This is a genomic window from Desulfohalovibrio reitneri (assembly GCF_000711295.1).
GTDB lineage: Bacteria > Desulfobacterota > Desulfovibrionia > Desulfovibrionales > Desulfovibrionaceae > Desulfohalovibrio > Desulfohalovibrio reitneri.
This window is the reverse complement of the sequence record NZ_JOMJ01000003.1, coordinates 833,946-849,313: the sequence shown is the minus strand read 5'-3', so window position 1 is coordinate 849,313 and position 15,368 is coordinate 833,946. Positions and strand designations below refer to the sequence as shown.

The following is a 15,368-nucleotide window of genomic DNA, read 5'->3' as shown; positions in this document are numbered from 1 at the left end:
CTTACTTCAGCAACACACTGAAATCATGGTGTAAAAAATCGGTGGATTTGTCCCGTCAATCTAAGCTACTGTCGTCCCTCTACTCTTTTCGAAGAGTGTTCCCCGCACACGCGGGGATGAACCGGTACGTTTTCGGCAGTTTACTGCGCTCACGGGGTGTTCCCCGCACACGCGGGGATGAACCGCTCAACATTGATGTGTATCAGTGGCAGTGGTGGTGTTCCCCGCACACGCGGGGATGAACCGGCGGCCATCTACCGCCCACCCCCCAGGGCGTCGTGTTCCCCGCACACGCGGGGATGAACCACCGCCTCCAGCGAGGTGCCGGTGCCGTCCCAGGTGTTCCCCGCACACGCGGGGATGAACCGACGACCCTGACCTGCGCGCACATCTCGCGCGAGTGTTCCCCGCACACGCGGGGATGAACCATGCCGATATTTCTCCCGAGGTGCCAAAGAACCGTGTTCCCCGCACACGCGGGGATGAACCGGTACGTTGCGAAGGATCCAGGGACATCGGGTCGTGTTCCCCGCACACGCGGGGATGAACCGGGGTTTCTTGCCTGCCATGTGGTCGGCAAGCAGTGTTCCCCGCACACGCGGGGATGAACCGCCTAAACCGTACACCTCGCAGTCCCAGTAGTGGTGTTCCCCGCACACGCGGGGATGAACCGGTGGTCAAGTGGAACCAGGACGCCCTGCGCGAGTGTTCCCCGCACACGCGGGGATGAACCGTTCTGGTAGAGGATGTGCCTCTCCGCATCCATGGTGTTCCCCGCACACGCGGGGATGAACCGTATGTCAGATCTTGCTTGGGCGGTTTGGGTACGTGTTCCCCGCACACGCGGGGATGAACCCCGAGGTGTCGCTGGACGTAGCGCAGGGCCAGCGTGTTCCCCGCACACGCGGGGATGAACCGGGTTTGGCACAACGTGTTCCTCCCCCCCAGGTGTGTTCCCCGCACACGCGGGGATGAACCGCGCGTGCTGGACCTCCTGGTGGCCGACATCGCGTGTTCCCCGCACACGCGGGGATGAACCAACGAGGGAATTAGGCATCCTCGTCCTCCTTGTGTGTTCCCCGCACACGCGGGGATGAACCGCAGTCGCTGGAGCTGCGGGTGGCCGAGGTGGTGTGTTCCCCGCACACGCGGGGATGAACCGTCGTGATTGCGGGGCGGCTGGCTGCCGGGGCGGTGTTCCCCGCACACGCGGGGATGAACCGTCTCCGAAGATGGAATCAAAGTATTCCCTATCGTGTTCCCCGCACACGCGGGGATGAACCGGTGATCGGCGATGGCTTGGCAGCGTCCGGCGAGTGTTCCCCGCACACGCGGGGATGAACCAGGAGATGATCCAGGGGCTGCAGGAATCCGGCGGTGTTCCCCGCACACGCGGGGATGAACCGTTGACCCCCAGGTTGACCGTATGCCCCTTGCCGTGTTCCCCGCACACGCGGGGATGAACCGGTTCTGGATGCATACAGGGCGCTGGGGATCAAACTTATCCGTAAATAACTAGACTAAACTGAACAGTTCGAGCATTCTCCTCAAAAGAGGAGGACGCATGGGAAAGCGAGTTCAATCTTGGGAAGTTTCTGATGAATTCTGGGCTATTGTCGAGCCGCACATTCCTGTACCTCAACGTGATACCACGAGGAAATACAAGCGAAAACCAGGGGGCGGTAGAAAGCCTCTCCCGCCTCGGAGAGTTTTTTAGGCCATCGTATATGTTTTGCGCACTGGGATTCAATGGAAGGCCTTACCCAAAGAAGTGTTTGGGAGCCCAAGCTCTATCCATGCCTATTTCAGAAAGTGGGAAAAGCAAGGCTTTTTTCTGTCGCTTTGGCAAGCAGGTCTCGCTGAATATGATGAAATGATGGGGATTGCTTGGGAATGGCAAGCCGTTGACGGGGGTGCGCTTAAAGCACCTTTGGCCTGTGAGGCGGGTGGCAGGAATCCGACAGACCGGGGAAAAAAAAGGTTCCAAACGCCACATTCTTGTGGACGAGCGTGGCGTCCCGTTGTCGATCGTCGTAACAGGCGCAAATCGACATGATGTATCCCAGTTGGAGAATGTGTTGAAAGGCAAAGTCGCGGGCAGGCCTTTCGAGCCAGAGGTGGCAGATAACCTCTGTGCCGATGCAGGCTACACCGGCAACAACGCACGGCAAGTAATTGAGAACGCAGGGTATCTCCCCCATGTTCGACCGCGTGGTGAAGAGATCGCAGAGAAGGAACGCAACCCTGAATTCAAGCCACGAAGGTGGGTTGTAGAAGTGAGCCTGTCTTGGCTTAATCGCTTCAGGAAGCTTCTGGTCAGGTTTGAAAAGCTGCATTCAACTCATTTGGCATTAACCCATCTGGCGGCCGCCATCATCGCTCTGAGAAAGACAGGAATTATTTACGGATAAATTCTAAGAACATAGATTGCAAGTCAGAAGTCCACCCTGCCCCTGATTCGTCAGGGGCTTTTTTTGCGCAATCCACATTGAGTCACCGTCGGCTGAATCCGCTTCCGGAATGCCTGATGCCAAAATTGTCGACTTCGCTTGTCGATTCTTTTTACAATGCATAGCCTCTACGACTCGGCGCAAGGTTCTACCCAGGCAAATAATCGATATGAATTGGATGACATGGACGGCTGCGCTTCTCCTATATGGCGACAGCATGAATATTGCTTTCATGTAGCAAACGTCCCTGCGGTTTTCCGCATCCTGGAGAACAGTATGAACAGATTCAATCCACTCTTGGTTTCGGCACTCTGCGCGCTTTTTCTCGTGGCCTTCCAGGCTGATGCCCGGGCTTTCACCATCGGCTTCGATCACGAATATTCCGGCGGCGAGGAACCGCAGGGGTCGACACCCTGGCTTACAGCGGAGTTCGCCACCCAGTCCGTAGGTTCTGTGCTTCTGACCCTCGCCTCGGACAATCTCGTGGACGAGGAATTCGTCACAAAGTGGTATTTCGGCTTCAATCCGGCCAAGAACGTCAACAATCTCAATTTCGCCTGGCAAGCGGGCTCCGACCTGCAAGCCAACAGCATCTCGACAGGCCAGGACAGCTTCATCGCGGGCGGTGGCTACCGTTACGACCTGCTTTTCACGTACGATACAAGCAATGGTCCCAGTTCCAACCGCTTTGAAACCGGCCTCATTTCCTCGTACCTCATCACCGCTCCCGGCCTCGTGGAAGAAGACTTCAACTTCTTTGGCATCAAGCCAATCGACGGTTCCCTGCTCGCATCCGCGCACATCCAGGGCATAGGCCCCGACGCGGAAGGCAGCGGCTGGGTCACAGGAGACACCAATCCCAGTGCCGTCCCGGAACCCTCCACCCTCCTGCTCCTGGGGCTTGGCGGACTCGGACTCTTGGCTCGTGACCGCCTGCGCCGCCGGGGATGATTAGGACGAGCGGCGCGGGATACCCGCCGCCTGTTCATAACAAAAGGGCTTCAGCCGATGCTGAAGCCCTTTCGCATAATGTCCATTGGGTACTGGCCACCCAGTGGACATGTTCAGTATTCACAACTGGCTAGTGAAAAACCTTGTCCGACAGGTCCACGTCCCACAGTTCCTCCTGAAGGACAAAAACCAGATGGTTCTTCTGTTCTTCCTGGTCAGGGCTCGGCACAGTCAGGTACAATTCCTTGGTATTCGGGTCGTACTTGGCTTTGGCTTTATCCACGCAGTCGCTGGGTTCGCAGCCGTGCCGCTGCAACATCTTCATCCAGGAATCAACCGCGTTTTGGTCAAGAACCACGTCGGTCAGGTCGATTTCCTGGGCACCCTTGAGGCGGCTCAGTAGTTCCTGTTCCATGCTTTTCTCCTCGTCGTGTTTCCTTGCACTGCATACCTAGTCGGTCCTGAAAAAGGCCTTTCAGATTGAATCAGGCGTACTTTAGTCTGCCCCGACTCCAGGTTCCGAAGCAGAGCCAAGGGGCGAAAAGAGACAAAAAGTGCTTCAGTCCCCGCATCCACTTCTTGAAGTTGAACGCGGCTGCGGCCATCAGCAGGTTGATCGCATCACCGAGGGCCCCTTTCAGGAAGTTTTTGGCCATGCGGAAGTCGTGTTTGAGATGTCCGATCACCGGCTCGATGCCAGCGCGTCTGCGAAAACGTTGCCTGGCCTTTCGTCTCTGGTAGGGCGTGTCGCTTTTCTTCGGCCGGCCCGGAATCAGAATGCTCGTGTCACCGACTTTTTTGCGCCCCCTGTAACCCCGGTCACAGATGGCCGCCTCGGGGCAGGATTCCGTGATTTGCGAAACTTGCTCCAGAACATCCGGCAGGGTGTGACCGTCGAAAACGTTCTCCTTGAAGGACATGGCTCCTACGATCACACCGGTGGTCTTGGTCCAGGCGATGGAGGCCTTGCGTCCGAACTCGTACTTTTTGTGCTCTTTGCCCTTGCCGATGCAAAGCACGTCCGGTTCGTGCAGGCTGTAGATCTTGTTCTTGTCGGTACGTTTCTGGTCATGGACCCGGCGGAAGAGCTGCATAGCTTCCCTGTGCCTGGCCAACGAATCCCTGGGCAGTTTGCGCTCAAGTTCGCGGATCAGGACGCCAGCCATGGTCCGAATGCGTTTGATGATCTTGCGACTCTTGAATCGCTGGCGCAGGAGGCCTGGCAATTCACGGCGGAAACTGCGGCGCAAGCTGATTCCTTCGAACTCGGCGATGGCCCTGCATCGCTTGATGACCTTGGTCAGAAGCTTCACGTCAGTGGGGAAGGTGATGTTCTTCTCCTGGACCGTGGTGTCCACGGCGATCTCCCGCTCCATGGCGTCGTCGCCGTGCAGACCCACCGAGACCTCGAAGATCAAACGCGCCCCACCCTCGCCGATGCGTTTGCGGAAATAAACCAAGTCCGTGGGGTCACAAGGAAGCCTCCACCGGAAATGCGTCTCACCGCAGAAGGCCTGATAGTAGGGGTTCCGGACCCAAGCCTCAATGACACGCTCGTCGCTCAGATTTTCAAGCTGCTTGAGGATCATGAGCCCGACCATGAGTCTGATGGGCTTTGCTGGACGACCATACTCACTATAGAGGCTAGAAAACTCCTGCTCGAACCTTTCCCAGGGGATGTTCGCTGCAAGCTTGAGCAGCGGGTCCTTGGGATTGAGCTGATCGATGAGGTCCTCGTAGAGGAAATTGCCCTGATCGCTTTTGGCTGGCTTGGCCTTCATCATCACTCCCGAACCGGTGACGGCGCGACCGGTTTCTTGCAGAATCACTACAGTTCCTGGTCGAGAATGATACATTGAATGCTACACTTTGTTAATTCTTTTCAGTGTCATAGATGTTTTTCAGGGCCGACTACCTAAGACATCCTGTCTTTCTGTCCACCCGCACTTGGCGAATCCACGTATACAACCGCTCCCGATGGAGTTAGTCTGAGCACGCCGAGGGTGGCGGCGTGGAATCGAATCATGTCCTTGCTAATGACGGACGGGGCGGACGGCTTGTTTCCGTCGGATGCTAATCCAGGCTTCAACAAATCCTAAGAGCCTAGCGGAGTGATGGCATGCGCATCATGCTGGCCTACCCTCCTTTTCTGCACCAACGCGACTTCGAAGAGAACGTAGCGGCCCTGCCCATGGGCCTGCTGTACTTGGCCGCGGTGTGCATGGAGGCGGGACACGAAGTTCGGGTGGCGGATTGGCACACCGCTGACGAGGAGGCCATGTGCCGAGAAATGCAGGCATTTCAACCAGATATCCTTGGTGTTTCCGTTTTCCACAACAATCGCTGGGGCGGCCTGGATGCGGCGGCTTTGGCCAAATCCCTGCCCCATGCCCCGCATGTCGTCTTCGGCGGCGTGGGAGCCACTTTCTTGCCGGACTTGCTTCTGCGCCACTTTTCCCAGGTGGACTGGGTGGTGCGGGGGGAGGCCGAGACTTCGTTTCCCGCTCTACTTGATATTCTTCAGGACGGAGGCGATCCCATGAACGTACCCGGCCTCACCTTCCGGCGCCAGGGAGAAATCGTCAGCATTCCTGAAGCTCCCTTAATACAGGACCTGGACAGCCTCCCCGACCCGGCCGAGCATTTCACATTTCAGCACGTAGCCTTGTCACGCGGCTGTCCCGGCAACTGCCGCTTCTGCGCGTCTCCCGCCTTCTGGGGGCGCAAGGTTCGTTTCCATTCGCCAGCCTACTTCGTGCGGCAACTCAAACGCTTATGGGAACGTGGCGTCCGCTTCTTCTACATTTCGGACGACACGTTCACCCTGCGCCGTAACTTGGTTATGGAAGTGTGCGACCGACTCCTGGCGGAACTTCCGGAGGCGACCTGGGCTGCCATCTCCCGCGTGGACAGAGTTGACTCCGAAATGCTCACGGCCATGCGCAAAGCAGGCTGCATCCAACTCAGCTTCGGCCTGGAATCCGGGTCCCCCGAGGTTCGGGAACGCCTCAACAAGGGAACCACCAACCAAGACATCGTCAGGGCGATCACCTTAACTCGCGAACACGGCATCCTGCCCCGGGCCTATCTCATTTACGGCAACCCTGGCGAGAAGGCAGAGACGATTAAACAAAGTATCGACCTGCTGGACGAGGCCAAGCCGCTGGCAGCCCTGTTCCATGTCCTGACGGTGTTTCCGGGGTCCGGACTTTATCAAGAGGCCAAGGAGCGCTACCCCGACCTGGATGACGCTTGGCTGGACCGAATCGAGGATTTGCTTTGGTTGGACCTGGATCCTGAGTTGCGCGAGGAAGAGGTAAGAAAGCAGGGCCAACGCCTCAAATCGGCCTACTTCTCCAAATTGTCTGAATTTGCCCGTTCGCTTCAACCGGCCAATGTTCCAAACCTCGCTCCGCACTGGGCGGATTTCGCATCCAGGTTGGCGGCAACGTTCGACCAGGGGGACTACAGCCGGCGGCCGGACATCCCGCACTCCCAGGAAACGGCCGAAGCACTCTACCGCAAGGCCCTCGATGTCCACGACGAGCCGCATGCCTTCCACGGACTCGGCACATTGCTCTTTCGGAACGGAAAACTGGACGAGGCCGTCGCCATACTGGCCAGGGGGAGGGAGCGTTTCCCTGGAAACCCGGACCTTGCCCTGTGCCTGGCGGTGGCCCGCATGAACCAAGGGCGCTTTCAAGAAGCTATGGAGTCCCTTCGTCCTTGGAGCCACCTCCCCGAAGCGGCCTCGGCCATCGCCCAGTGCCGGGCCGCTCTGAAAAACTGAAAAACCCATTTTCGTCAGAAAAGGTGATTGATGCCCGAGACGTTCCGCACTAGTTTTCCCCAATTGTCGGGGAAATACGAAAGCAATCCCAGGATTTTCCACAGGCGATTCCGTCACCCGCTCAAATTTCGAACATTTTACACATATTGCCATGGCGGAGTTTGTGCTCTATATCCCGCGCTAGGCATTTTCCCATTTTTGCGCTTTGGAGCCAGGCCATGCTGCCGCTCATCAACTCCTCCTACTTTCAAAACCTTGTCGAAGGGTTCACCAACGGCGTCCTCATCATCAACGCCTTGGGCGAGGTATACGTGGCCAACACGGCCGCTTCCCACATCCTCGGCTGCAGCGTCGGGGATTGCACCGGGAAGAGCTGGGCAGATTTGCTGGACGGCGTGGCCTACAAAAACGAGTTCGACGTTTTCATGCAGGAAGCCTCGGCCGCCGATCGCTGCAACCTGCCCTTCTTCACCCCCTTCACCCGCAAGGACGGCCAGGACCTCTACCTCAGCCTGACCACATCTCCACTGGTTGAGGCCGGCAAGCTCTTCGGCATCATGATCCTCATCACCGACGTCACCTCCATCTACCGCATGCACGAGCGGGAAACATCCATCCTCACGGAAAACAACAAGCTCCAGCGGGAGCGATACGAGAGCCTGCACAACATCTCCCAGGCCATTGCCCACCAGATCCGCAACCCCATGATGACCATCGGCGGCTTCGCCAACCTCCTGCTCAAGGGATTGTCCAACGGCGGCTGCAAAAAAGAGCACATCAAGTCCATTCTGGAAGCTTCCATGCGGCTTGAGGACATCGTCAGCGCTGTCAGCGACTACACTTCGCTCTCTCTCAAAGAGCGACGCCGGACATCCATCCGCGAGCTTGTGGAAAACACGGCGAACGAGTTCAGCCACCATTCGAAGACCGGGGACTCGCCGTTCACCTGGCGGTGCAGCCTGGAGCAGAGCAGCATGATGGTTGACCCCGAGCTGCTGGCCAAGGCACTGGTGGAACTGTTCGACAACGCCGTTGATGCGGACGGGGACCACGCCATCACCATCACCGGCCACAGCGACGGGGCCAACTACCGGATTACCGTTCAAGACCAGGGAGCAGGCATAGCCCCGGACAACCTTCCCTACGTCCGCGATCCCTTCTTCACCACCAAGGCGGTTGGCGTTGGCATGGGGCTGTGCAACGTGGAGCGCATCGTCAAGGAACACAAGGGCGATCTGCACATCGACTCCGAGCCCGGTACGGGAACAGCCGTCTCCATCTATCTTCCCCTGGATTTTCAAGCTTGACTACCGGGCCGCCCTCCACCGCATCACCACCACCAAATCGCTTGCTTTTTCGCCTACCTATACAGCAACAACCTGGCAAGTTTAGACAAAAAAAGCCGGGCGGAAGAACCACCCGGCTTGCTGTGAACGTTGATTCTCGTCCGGCTACTTTTTCAGCCAGGACATCATCTCGCGCAGTTTGCCGCCCACCTGCTCCACCGGATGTTCGGCGTTGAGGCGGCGCATCGCCTTGAAGTGGGGCTGCCCGGCCTGGTTCTCCAGGATAAACTCGCGGGCGAACTCGCCCTGCTGGATCTCCTTGAGAATCTTGCGCATCTCAGCCCTGGTCTCGTCGGTAACGACCCGGGGACCGCGGGTGTAGTCCCCGTACTCGGCGGTGTCGGAGATGGACCAGCGCATATGGGACAGTCCGCCCTCGTAAAGCAGGTCAACAATGAGTTTGAGCTCGTGCAGGCACTCGAAATAGGCGATCTCCGGCTGGTAGCCAGCCTCCACCAGGGTTTCGAACCCGGCCTTGATGAGCTCGGCCGCGCCGCCGCAAAGCACGGCCTGCTCGCCGAAAAGGTCTGTCTCTGTTTCTTCCCGGAAGGTGGTCTGGATGACGCCGGAGCGGGTGGCTCCGATACCCTTGGCGTAGGCCAGGGCCACGTCCATGGCCTTGCCGGAGGCGTCCTGCTCAATGGCCACCAGAGCGGGGACGGCGCCGCCCTCGGCGAAAGTGCGGCGCACCAGATGCCCCGGTCCCTTGGGCGCGATCATCATCACGTCCACGTCCGCGGGCGGGACGACCTGATTGAAATGAATGTTGAAGCCGTGACCGAAAGCCAGGGCGTCGCCAGCCTTGAGATTGGGCTTGATATCGTTTTCAAAGACGGTCCGCTGAACTTGGTCCGGCAGGAGAATCATGATCAGGTCCGCCTTCTGCGCGGCTTCCGCGGCGCTGACCGGCGAAAAGCCGTGTTCAACGGCCAGATCGTAGTTGGGGCCGCCGGGCCGCTGGCCCACAACCACGTTCACACCCGAGTCGCGGAGGTTCTGGGCGTGGGCGTGCCCCTGGGAGCCGTAGCCGATGATGGCCACGGTCTTGCCTTCCAACAGGGTGAGGTCAGCGTCCTGCTCGTAAAAAACCTTCATATTATCGCTCCTCTTACGTTGTTCGGGGGGGGTGAAATAGGAAAGCGGGGCCGGTTCCGACACCGGGAACCGGCCCCGAACGTTTCGCCGTGCGGGGTGCGGATCAGTCCTGCATGCTTCGTTTCATGGCCACGGTTCCCGTGCGGGCGATGTCCTTGATGCCGAAACGTTGCAGCATGTTGATGATGGCCTTGATCTTCCCCTGATCGCCTGTGACCTCGATGGTCAGCTCCTCCTGGCTGACGTCCACCACCTTGCAGCGGAAGATGTCCACGATGCGGAGAATCTCCGCGCGCCGGGAGTCTTCGGCGTTGACCTTGATGAGGACCATCTCGCGTTCCACGGACTTGACCTCGGTAAGGTCCTTGACCTTGATGGTCATGACCAACTTGCGCAGCTGTTTGACGATCTGCTCGATGATGAAATCGTCGCCCGTGGTGGTGATGGTCATTTGCGAGACCCCCTTCTCCAGGGTGGGCCCCACATTGAGGGATTCGATGTTGAATCCGCGGCCGCTGAAAAGTCCGGCCACGCGGGAGAGAACTCCGGGTTCGTTCTCCACGGTGACGGACAGGACGTGTCGTCTGGCTTCCATCCCTCTCCTCCTAGACCAAGAGCATTTCCGTGAGGGACTTGCCTGCCGGAACCATCGGGTAGACGTTCTCCTCCTTGGAGACACGCACGTCCACGATGGCCGGCTTGTCCACGGCGAAGGCCTCCTTGAGCACGACCTCCACGTCCTCTTCCCTCTCCACACGGTACCCGGCGGCGCCGTAGCTCTCCGCCAGCCGCACGAAGTCCGGCTGGGCGTCCATGCAGGTGGCGCAGTAGTTCCGCTCGTAGAACAGCTCCTGCCACTGCCGCACCATGCCCAGATACCCGTTGTTGAGGATGACGATCTTGACCGGGAGGTTGTGGCACACCGCCGTGGCCAACTCCTGGATGTTCATCTGAATGGAGCCGTCGCCGGCCACGTCTATGACCAGTTTGTCCGGGAAGGCCATCTGCGCCCCGATGGCCGCAGGGAAGCCGTAGCCCATGGTGCCCAGTCCGCCGGAGGTAATGAAGGTGCGGGGCTTGGTAAAGCCGTAGAACTGGGCGGCCCACATCTGGTTCTGCCCAACCTCGGTGGTGATGATGGCCTCGCCCTTGGTCAACTCGTAGATCTTTTCCACCACAAACTGCGGCTTGATGGGTTCTCCGGCTTTGGCGGGAGCGTAGCGCAGCGGATGCTCCAACTCCCAGTCCACAGTCTGCTTGGCCCATCCTATCCGCGCTTCGTCGTTGTTGAGGGATTCCCCCTCCTTTTCGACCAACTCCCGCAGTCCCTTCAACGCCTGGCCGCATTCGGCCACGATGGGCACGTCCACGGTGACGTTCTTCTGGATTGAGGTGGGATCAATGTCCACATGGACCAATTTGGCCTTGGGCGCGAATTCGGCGATCTTGCCCGTGACACGGTCGTCGAAGCGCGCTCCCACAGCCATTATGAGATCGGAATCCTGGATGGCCCGGTTGGCCGCGTAGGTCCCGTGCATGCCCAGCATGCCGAGCCAGAGGGGATCGTCCGCGGGGAAACAGCCAAGACCCATGAGAGTGGCCGTGACCGGTATGTTCAGCCGCTTTGCCAGCCAGGTCAGGTCCTCGCTCGCCTCGGCCGATATGACGCCGCCGCCGGCGTAGATGACCGGCTTCTCCGCCTGACGAACCAGATCGACAACCTTCTTCAACTGCCGCTTGTTGGGCTTGACGGTGGGATTGTAGCTGCGCATGCGGATCTGTTCGTCGTTCGGGTAGACGAACTCGGTGACGGCCTGCTGCACATCCTTTGGCAGGTCCACCAAAACCGGGCCAGGACGTCCGGAACGGGCCAGGTAGAAGGCCCGACGGATCGTCATGGCCAAGTCGCGCACGTCCTTGACCAGGTAGTTGTGTTTGGTGCAGGGCCTGGTTATCCCGACGATATCCACTTCCTGAAAGGCGTCGTTGCCGATGAGTGGCGTGGGCACCTGACCAGTGAAGATCACCACCGGAATGGAGTCCATGTAGGCGGTGGCGATGCCGGTGACGGTGTTGGTGGCCCCGGGCCCCGAGGTGACGAGGCAGACCCCCGCCTTCCCCGTGGCCCGGGCGTACCCGTCAGCCGCATGGATTGCGCCCTGTTCGTGACGGACCAGGACGTGTTTGAGCGGATGATTGGGGAGTTCGTCGTAGATGTCGATCACGGCTCCGCCAGGGAAGCCGAATAAGACATCAACTCCTTCTCGTTTCAGACACTCCAGCAGTATTTGAGCTCCCGTGAGCTCCATGTCGCCCTCTCTTCTATTTATATTTGTCGAGAATAGCTTGCAGCTTTGTCTTACCCGCGAGTTTTTTCTTTTTTAGCTCGCGTACGTCTACTTCTTCGGAGGGCGTTAGGTAGGGTTTTCTGGAAAGCTTTTCGAGTCGCTCTTCATAGTCGCGATGCAGATCCCACAGGGCCTTTAGTTCGGCGTCCTGTCCCACATTGCGCTCAATGATGGCGATGTCGTTCGACTCCATAAGCTCCCCCTTTACGGGTTGGGTTGAGTGTAAACCCCGCCGGGCTCGGGCCAGGCGGGGGGATTCTCGGTTCGCACGGCCAGGGTTTTCTTGCGCCCGGTATGGCCGGTCTGCACTGACACCTGGCTTTTTTTCACGTCGAGCAGCTCCGCCAAGTAGCCTGTCAGCGCCTTGTTGGCCTTGTTGTCCGAGGCCGGAGCGGCCACACGCACCTTCAAACGACCTTGATACTCTCCGGCCAAGTCGTTGCGCTTGGCGCCGGGCTGCACCCAGACGTCCAGCAAATAACGCCCGCCGGAGTCTTTGCGGGCGTAGAACGGCAACTTTTCCCGGGTCACGGTCCTACTTGGCCTTCTTGAAGAACTTCAGCTTGGACTCCAGGGCCTCGATCTCCTCCTGCTCCTGGTTCTCCATCTCCAGAAGCTGGCGATGCGAGTCGAGCAGGCTTTTGAGCTTGACCTCGAACTGGGTCCGCTGCCGCTTGAGCTCGATGATGTCGTCGTGAATCTGGGCCATGCGCAAATGCGCCTGGTTGAGCACGTCCTCGGCCTTGTTCTGGGCCTCCTCGATGATCAACTGGCTTTCCTTGCGCGCGTTGGCCTTGAGCTGATCGATCATCTTCTGGGTGGTCATGAGCGTGTCGCGGAGGGTCTGCTCCTTCTGCTTGTGCTCGTCCACCAGCCCTTCCAACTCCGCCACGCGCTCCTTGAGCGCCTTGCGCTCCTCCGCTCCGGTGGCCAGCGCTTCGGCCACCTCCACCAAAAAGGCGTCAACCTCCGAGGTGCTGTAACCGCGGAAGGAGCGGGTGAAGGTCTTGTTGTCGATGTCGATCTTGGAAAGCGACATGGCTTACCTCACATGGCCATGGCCAGTTGAGAGAGTGACCTGACCACGAACATCTGCAGGAACTGGATGAGCAGGAGCACCACGATGGGCGAAAGGTCGATACCTCCCACCACCACGAAGGGTAGCCAACTCCTGATCTTGTAAAAGACGGGTTCGGTCAGGTTGCGCAATGTGCGCACGATGGGATTGTAGGGGTCCGGATTGACCCAGGTAAGGACCGCGGAAATGATGACGATCCAGAAATACAGCTCGAGGATGATGTTGAGAATCCTCGCGATGGCGAGGACAAGGTTCACGCCCAGAACTTCCATTCATCCTCCGTGGCGTGCGGAAGAGGCAATTCCGCGTTTGCAGTCAAAAGAAAGCACAGGGTTCCTCCTAAATCAAGTTCTTTGTTCCCCACGCCGAAACCGCCCGAAGGCCAGGTCTCGGCGAATGCAGGCCAACAGGGCCAGAAAACTCTCGATGTGCGTTTCGGCCTTGAGCGCGGGGTTGCGGTAGGCCCAGAAGGGCACGCCCGCGCGAAAAGCCGTGTCCATGTCCACCGAGGAGTCGCCGATAAAGGCAACCTCGGAGGCGGGAAGGCCCCAGATGCCCAGAACCTTGTGCAGGCTCTCCGGGTGCGGTTTGGGCCAAGCCACCTTTCCGGCGGTGACGACCAACTCGAAGAATCCCCGCAGGCCGAAGTGGTCCAGCACCAACTCCATGGTGGTGGTGCGGTTGGTGTTGACAGCCAAGCGCACGCCCATGGATTTAAGCAGTCCCAGCAGTTCCACCAGGCCGGGCTCCAGGTACAGAGCGGGCAACACTTGACGATAGTCCATCTCCGCCCTGGCCTCGTCGATGCGTCCGTGCAAATCGGTCGGCAGAATGTGGCGCAGGGACTCCTGCACAGGGTGGGCGTGGACGTACTCTTCCTCCGCCTCGCTCATGGCCGGCAAGCCGAAGCGCTCGCGGAAGGCGTTGTAAAAGGCCACGTTGGCCCCTCTGGAATCGAGCATCACCCCGTCGCAATCGAAAATAAGGCCGCGGACTGGGCGTATCCCGCACAGGGAAGGTTGTACGCCCGGTATGGGCGGGAGGGAGTGGTTCGGGGAGTCCTCGGAATTCGTCATGCGGTCTGCTTTGGGGTCCTTCAGCCAGCCTGTGGCTCAAGATAGTAGATTGTCCGCTCGGCCTCAAGAAGCGCGTCGTCCTGTGGCCTGGTTTTGCCGAGCAAGGCTCGGCCGGGTAGCTTGGCACCGCTCAGTCGGCCGGAACGCAGCCCCAGCCTGGCCGCGTCTTCAGCGGAAATACGATTGAACTCGACCCCCTGTTCCTTGAGGTCGTCGGCGATCTGGCTCAGGCAGGTCACCAGCGCGGCCTCTCCGGGCAAAAGCAGGTGCAAGGCTCCGGCCACGGCGCGCCAGGAGCCGCCCGTCTCCAGTCCTGGCGCTTCATTCGCGCCTTCCGCCGGAGCGGTTATTCCGCCCAATTCGGACTCGTCATCCTCATCCTCCACGCCGAGGGTGCGGCGCAATCCGGCCATGGACTCCTCCAGGGCCGAATCCAGGGCGCTGACGTCAATGAGCCGTTCCTCCATGGTCCAGGCCAGCAACAGCACGGCCTGGGCACGCATGCGATGAGCCTGTTCCCGATTGTCTCCCTCCCCGCGTTCCAGCCTGCCCAACTCACTGCGCAGAGTAATGAAACTCTCTGCAGCCTCTTCGTCCCGGCCCAGAAGGTAGGCGGCCATATCTCCGGGATTACGGAAATTTTCACCGAATGACAGCGCCTCATCCACATACGCGCGCGCCTGTGGTTCGCTCAGTGGCAGGTCCAGGCGCAACCTCGTCTCGTCCTCCAACCCCAGGCCGGGATCGGGAAGCCGGACAAGCTGTCTCGCGGATTCGGGCAGCAACGCTTCGTGAAGATGGGGAAAGTAGACCAGCATCATGGCTCCTCGCTCGGTTTGTCCGCCGGTTTGAAAAAACGGCAGACCCCATGGCAGACCGGAAGCTCCTTTAGGCACAGTTCGTCCAAAAGGTGCAGACAGGGAGGCATTCCCGCGCTTGCCTCCGGTTCGAACCGAGGGCAGGCGATAGCTTGTTTGAGGACTTTTTGAAAGTGTTTTTCCAGCATGGGCTTCGCGGCGGCGTCTTCCAGGCCGAAGGCTTCGGCTCGATGGACGAAGTCGTCATACTCCTTCTCCCATTGCTTGAGCACCCGGCAGCGCCAAGACACGTGATACCCGGGGTTCAACCGCTCCCCGTAAAGGCATCGCCCGCCAGCGTAATGACCGCACGCTCTTCCCGGCATGGGCCGCACCTGATCAGCCATTCGGGCAAAATAGCCCCGCCCGGCCTCGCG

At 59.3% G+C, this 15,368-nt stretch carries 15 protein-coding genes, 1 pseudogene and 1 CRISPR repeat array; of the genes and pseudogenes, 4 read left to right on the top strand and 12 right to left on the bottom strand.

Going from position 1 to position 15,368, the window contains the following annotated elements; genetic code table 11:
* Positions 1-95 precede the first annotated feature (95 nt).
* Positions 96-1,466: direct repeats of the CRISPR family, unit length 28 nt; unit sequence GTGTTCCCCGCACACGCGGGGATGAACC.
* A gap of 98 nt (positions 1,467-1,564) precedes the next feature.
* Positions 1,565-2,411 (top strand): annotated as a pseudogene (locus tag N911_RS17890) (IS5 family transposase).
* 156 nt (positions 2,412-2,567) lie between these two features.
* Entirely contained in the window at positions 2,568-3,401 is an 834-nt protein-coding gene (locus N911_RS0104545; protein ID WP_138774335.1) for a PEP-CTERM sorting domain-containing protein, read from the top strand.
* A 130-nt stretch (positions 3,402-3,531) separates the two neighbouring features.
* On the opposite strand, the gene N911_RS0104540 is transcribed toward N911_RS0104545, so the two are convergent.
* Positions 3,532-3,816: a hypothetical protein gene (locus tag N911_RS0104540; RefSeq protein WP_029894798.1), complete on the bottom strand. Its 285-nt coding sequence runs from the start codon at positions 3,814-3,816 to the stop codon at positions 3,532-3,534.
* Positions 3,817-3,886: 70 nt separating this feature from the next.
* Complete coding sequence (locus tag N911_RS0104535; protein WP_237559856.1) at positions 3,887-5,182, bottom strand: IS5 family transposase; 1,296 nt, start codon at positions 5,180-5,182, stop codon at positions 3,887-3,889.
* Between the two features lie 338 nt (positions 5,183-5,520).
* Here N911_RS0104535 and N911_RS0104530 point away from each other — a divergent pair, with 338 nt between their 5' ends.
* Both N911_RS0104530 and N911_RS0104525 read left to right on the top strand, forming a co-directional pair.
* Complete coding sequence (locus N911_RS0104530; protein ID WP_029894794.1) at positions 5,521-7,191, top strand: B12-binding domain-containing radical SAM protein; 1,671 nt, start codon at positions 5,521-5,523, stop codon at positions 7,189-7,191.
* 218 nt (positions 7,192-7,409) lie between these two features.
* Positions 7,410-8,498 carry a two-component system sensor histidine kinase NtrB gene (locus tag N911_RS0104525; RefSeq protein ID WP_029894792.1) on the top strand — a complete coding sequence of 363 codons (1,089 nt, stop codon included), beginning with the start codon at positions 7,410-7,412 and terminating at the stop codon, positions 8,496-8,498.
* 144 nt (positions 8,499-8,642) lie between these two features.
* Here the strand turns inward: N911_RS0104525 and ilvC are convergent, their stop codons facing one another.
* The 10 genes from ilvC to N911_RS0104475 all read right to left on the bottom strand — a co-directional run bounded on the left by ilvC (position 8,643) and on the right by N911_RS0104475 (position 15,338).
* Entirely contained in the window at positions 8,643-9,632 is a 990-nt protein-coding gene (ilvC, locus tag N911_RS0104520; protein WP_029894789.1) for a ketol-acid reductoisomerase, read from the bottom strand.
* A gap of 103 nt (positions 9,633-9,735) precedes the next feature.
* Complete coding sequence (gene ilvN / locus N911_RS0104515) at positions 9,736-10,227, bottom strand: acetolactate synthase small subunit (protein WP_029894787.1); 492 nt, start codon at positions 10,225-10,227, stop codon at positions 9,736-9,738.
* A 10-nt stretch (positions 10,228-10,237) separates the two neighbouring features.
* Complete coding sequence (gene ilvB / locus N911_RS0104510) at positions 10,238-11,941, bottom strand: biosynthetic-type acetolactate synthase large subunit (RefSeq protein ID WP_029894785.1); 1,704 nt, start codon at positions 11,939-11,941, stop codon at positions 10,238-10,240.
* Between the two features lie 13 nt (positions 11,942-11,954).
* Positions 11,955-12,173, bottom strand: coding sequence for a DUF465 domain-containing protein (locus N911_RS0104505; protein WP_029894783.1), 219 nt, complete (start codon positions 12,171-12,173; stop codon positions 11,955-11,957).
* Between the two features lie 11 nt (positions 12,174-12,184).
* A complete protein-coding gene (locus tag N911_RS0104500; protein ID WP_138774334.1) occupies positions 12,185-12,511 on the bottom strand; it encodes a DUF167 domain-containing protein in 327 nt (108 codons plus the stop codon).
* 4 nt (positions 12,512-12,515) lie between these two features.
* Positions 12,516-13,019: a DivIVA domain-containing protein gene (locus N911_RS0104495; RefSeq protein WP_029894780.1), complete on the bottom strand. Its 504-nt coding sequence runs from the start codon at positions 13,017-13,019 to the stop codon at positions 12,516-12,518.
* Positions 13,020-13,027: 8 nt separating this feature from the next.
* Positions 13,028-13,330 (bottom strand): YggT family protein, encoded by a 303-nt coding sequence (locus tag N911_RS0104490; protein ID WP_029894778.1) that lies wholly within the window; start codon positions 13,328-13,330, stop codon positions 13,028-13,030.
* A 72-nt stretch (positions 13,331-13,402) separates the two neighbouring features.
* Entirely contained in the window at positions 13,403-14,134 is a 732-nt protein-coding gene (locus tag N911_RS0104485) for an HAD family hydrolase (protein WP_138774333.1), read from the bottom strand.
* 20 nt (positions 14,135-14,154) lie between these two features.
* Positions 14,155-14,955: a hypothetical protein gene (locus N911_RS0104480; protein ID WP_138774332.1), complete on the bottom strand. Its 801-nt coding sequence runs from the start codon at positions 14,953-14,955 to the stop codon at positions 14,155-14,157.
* Positions 14,952-15,338, bottom strand: a complete 387-nt coding sequence (locus N911_RS0104475) for a hypothetical protein (protein ID WP_029894771.1) — start codon at positions 15,336-15,338, stop codon at positions 14,952-14,954. The genes N911_RS0104480 and N911_RS0104475 overlap by 4 nt, the downstream gene beginning before the upstream one ends.
* Positions 15,339-15,368: the final 30 nt, after the last annotated feature.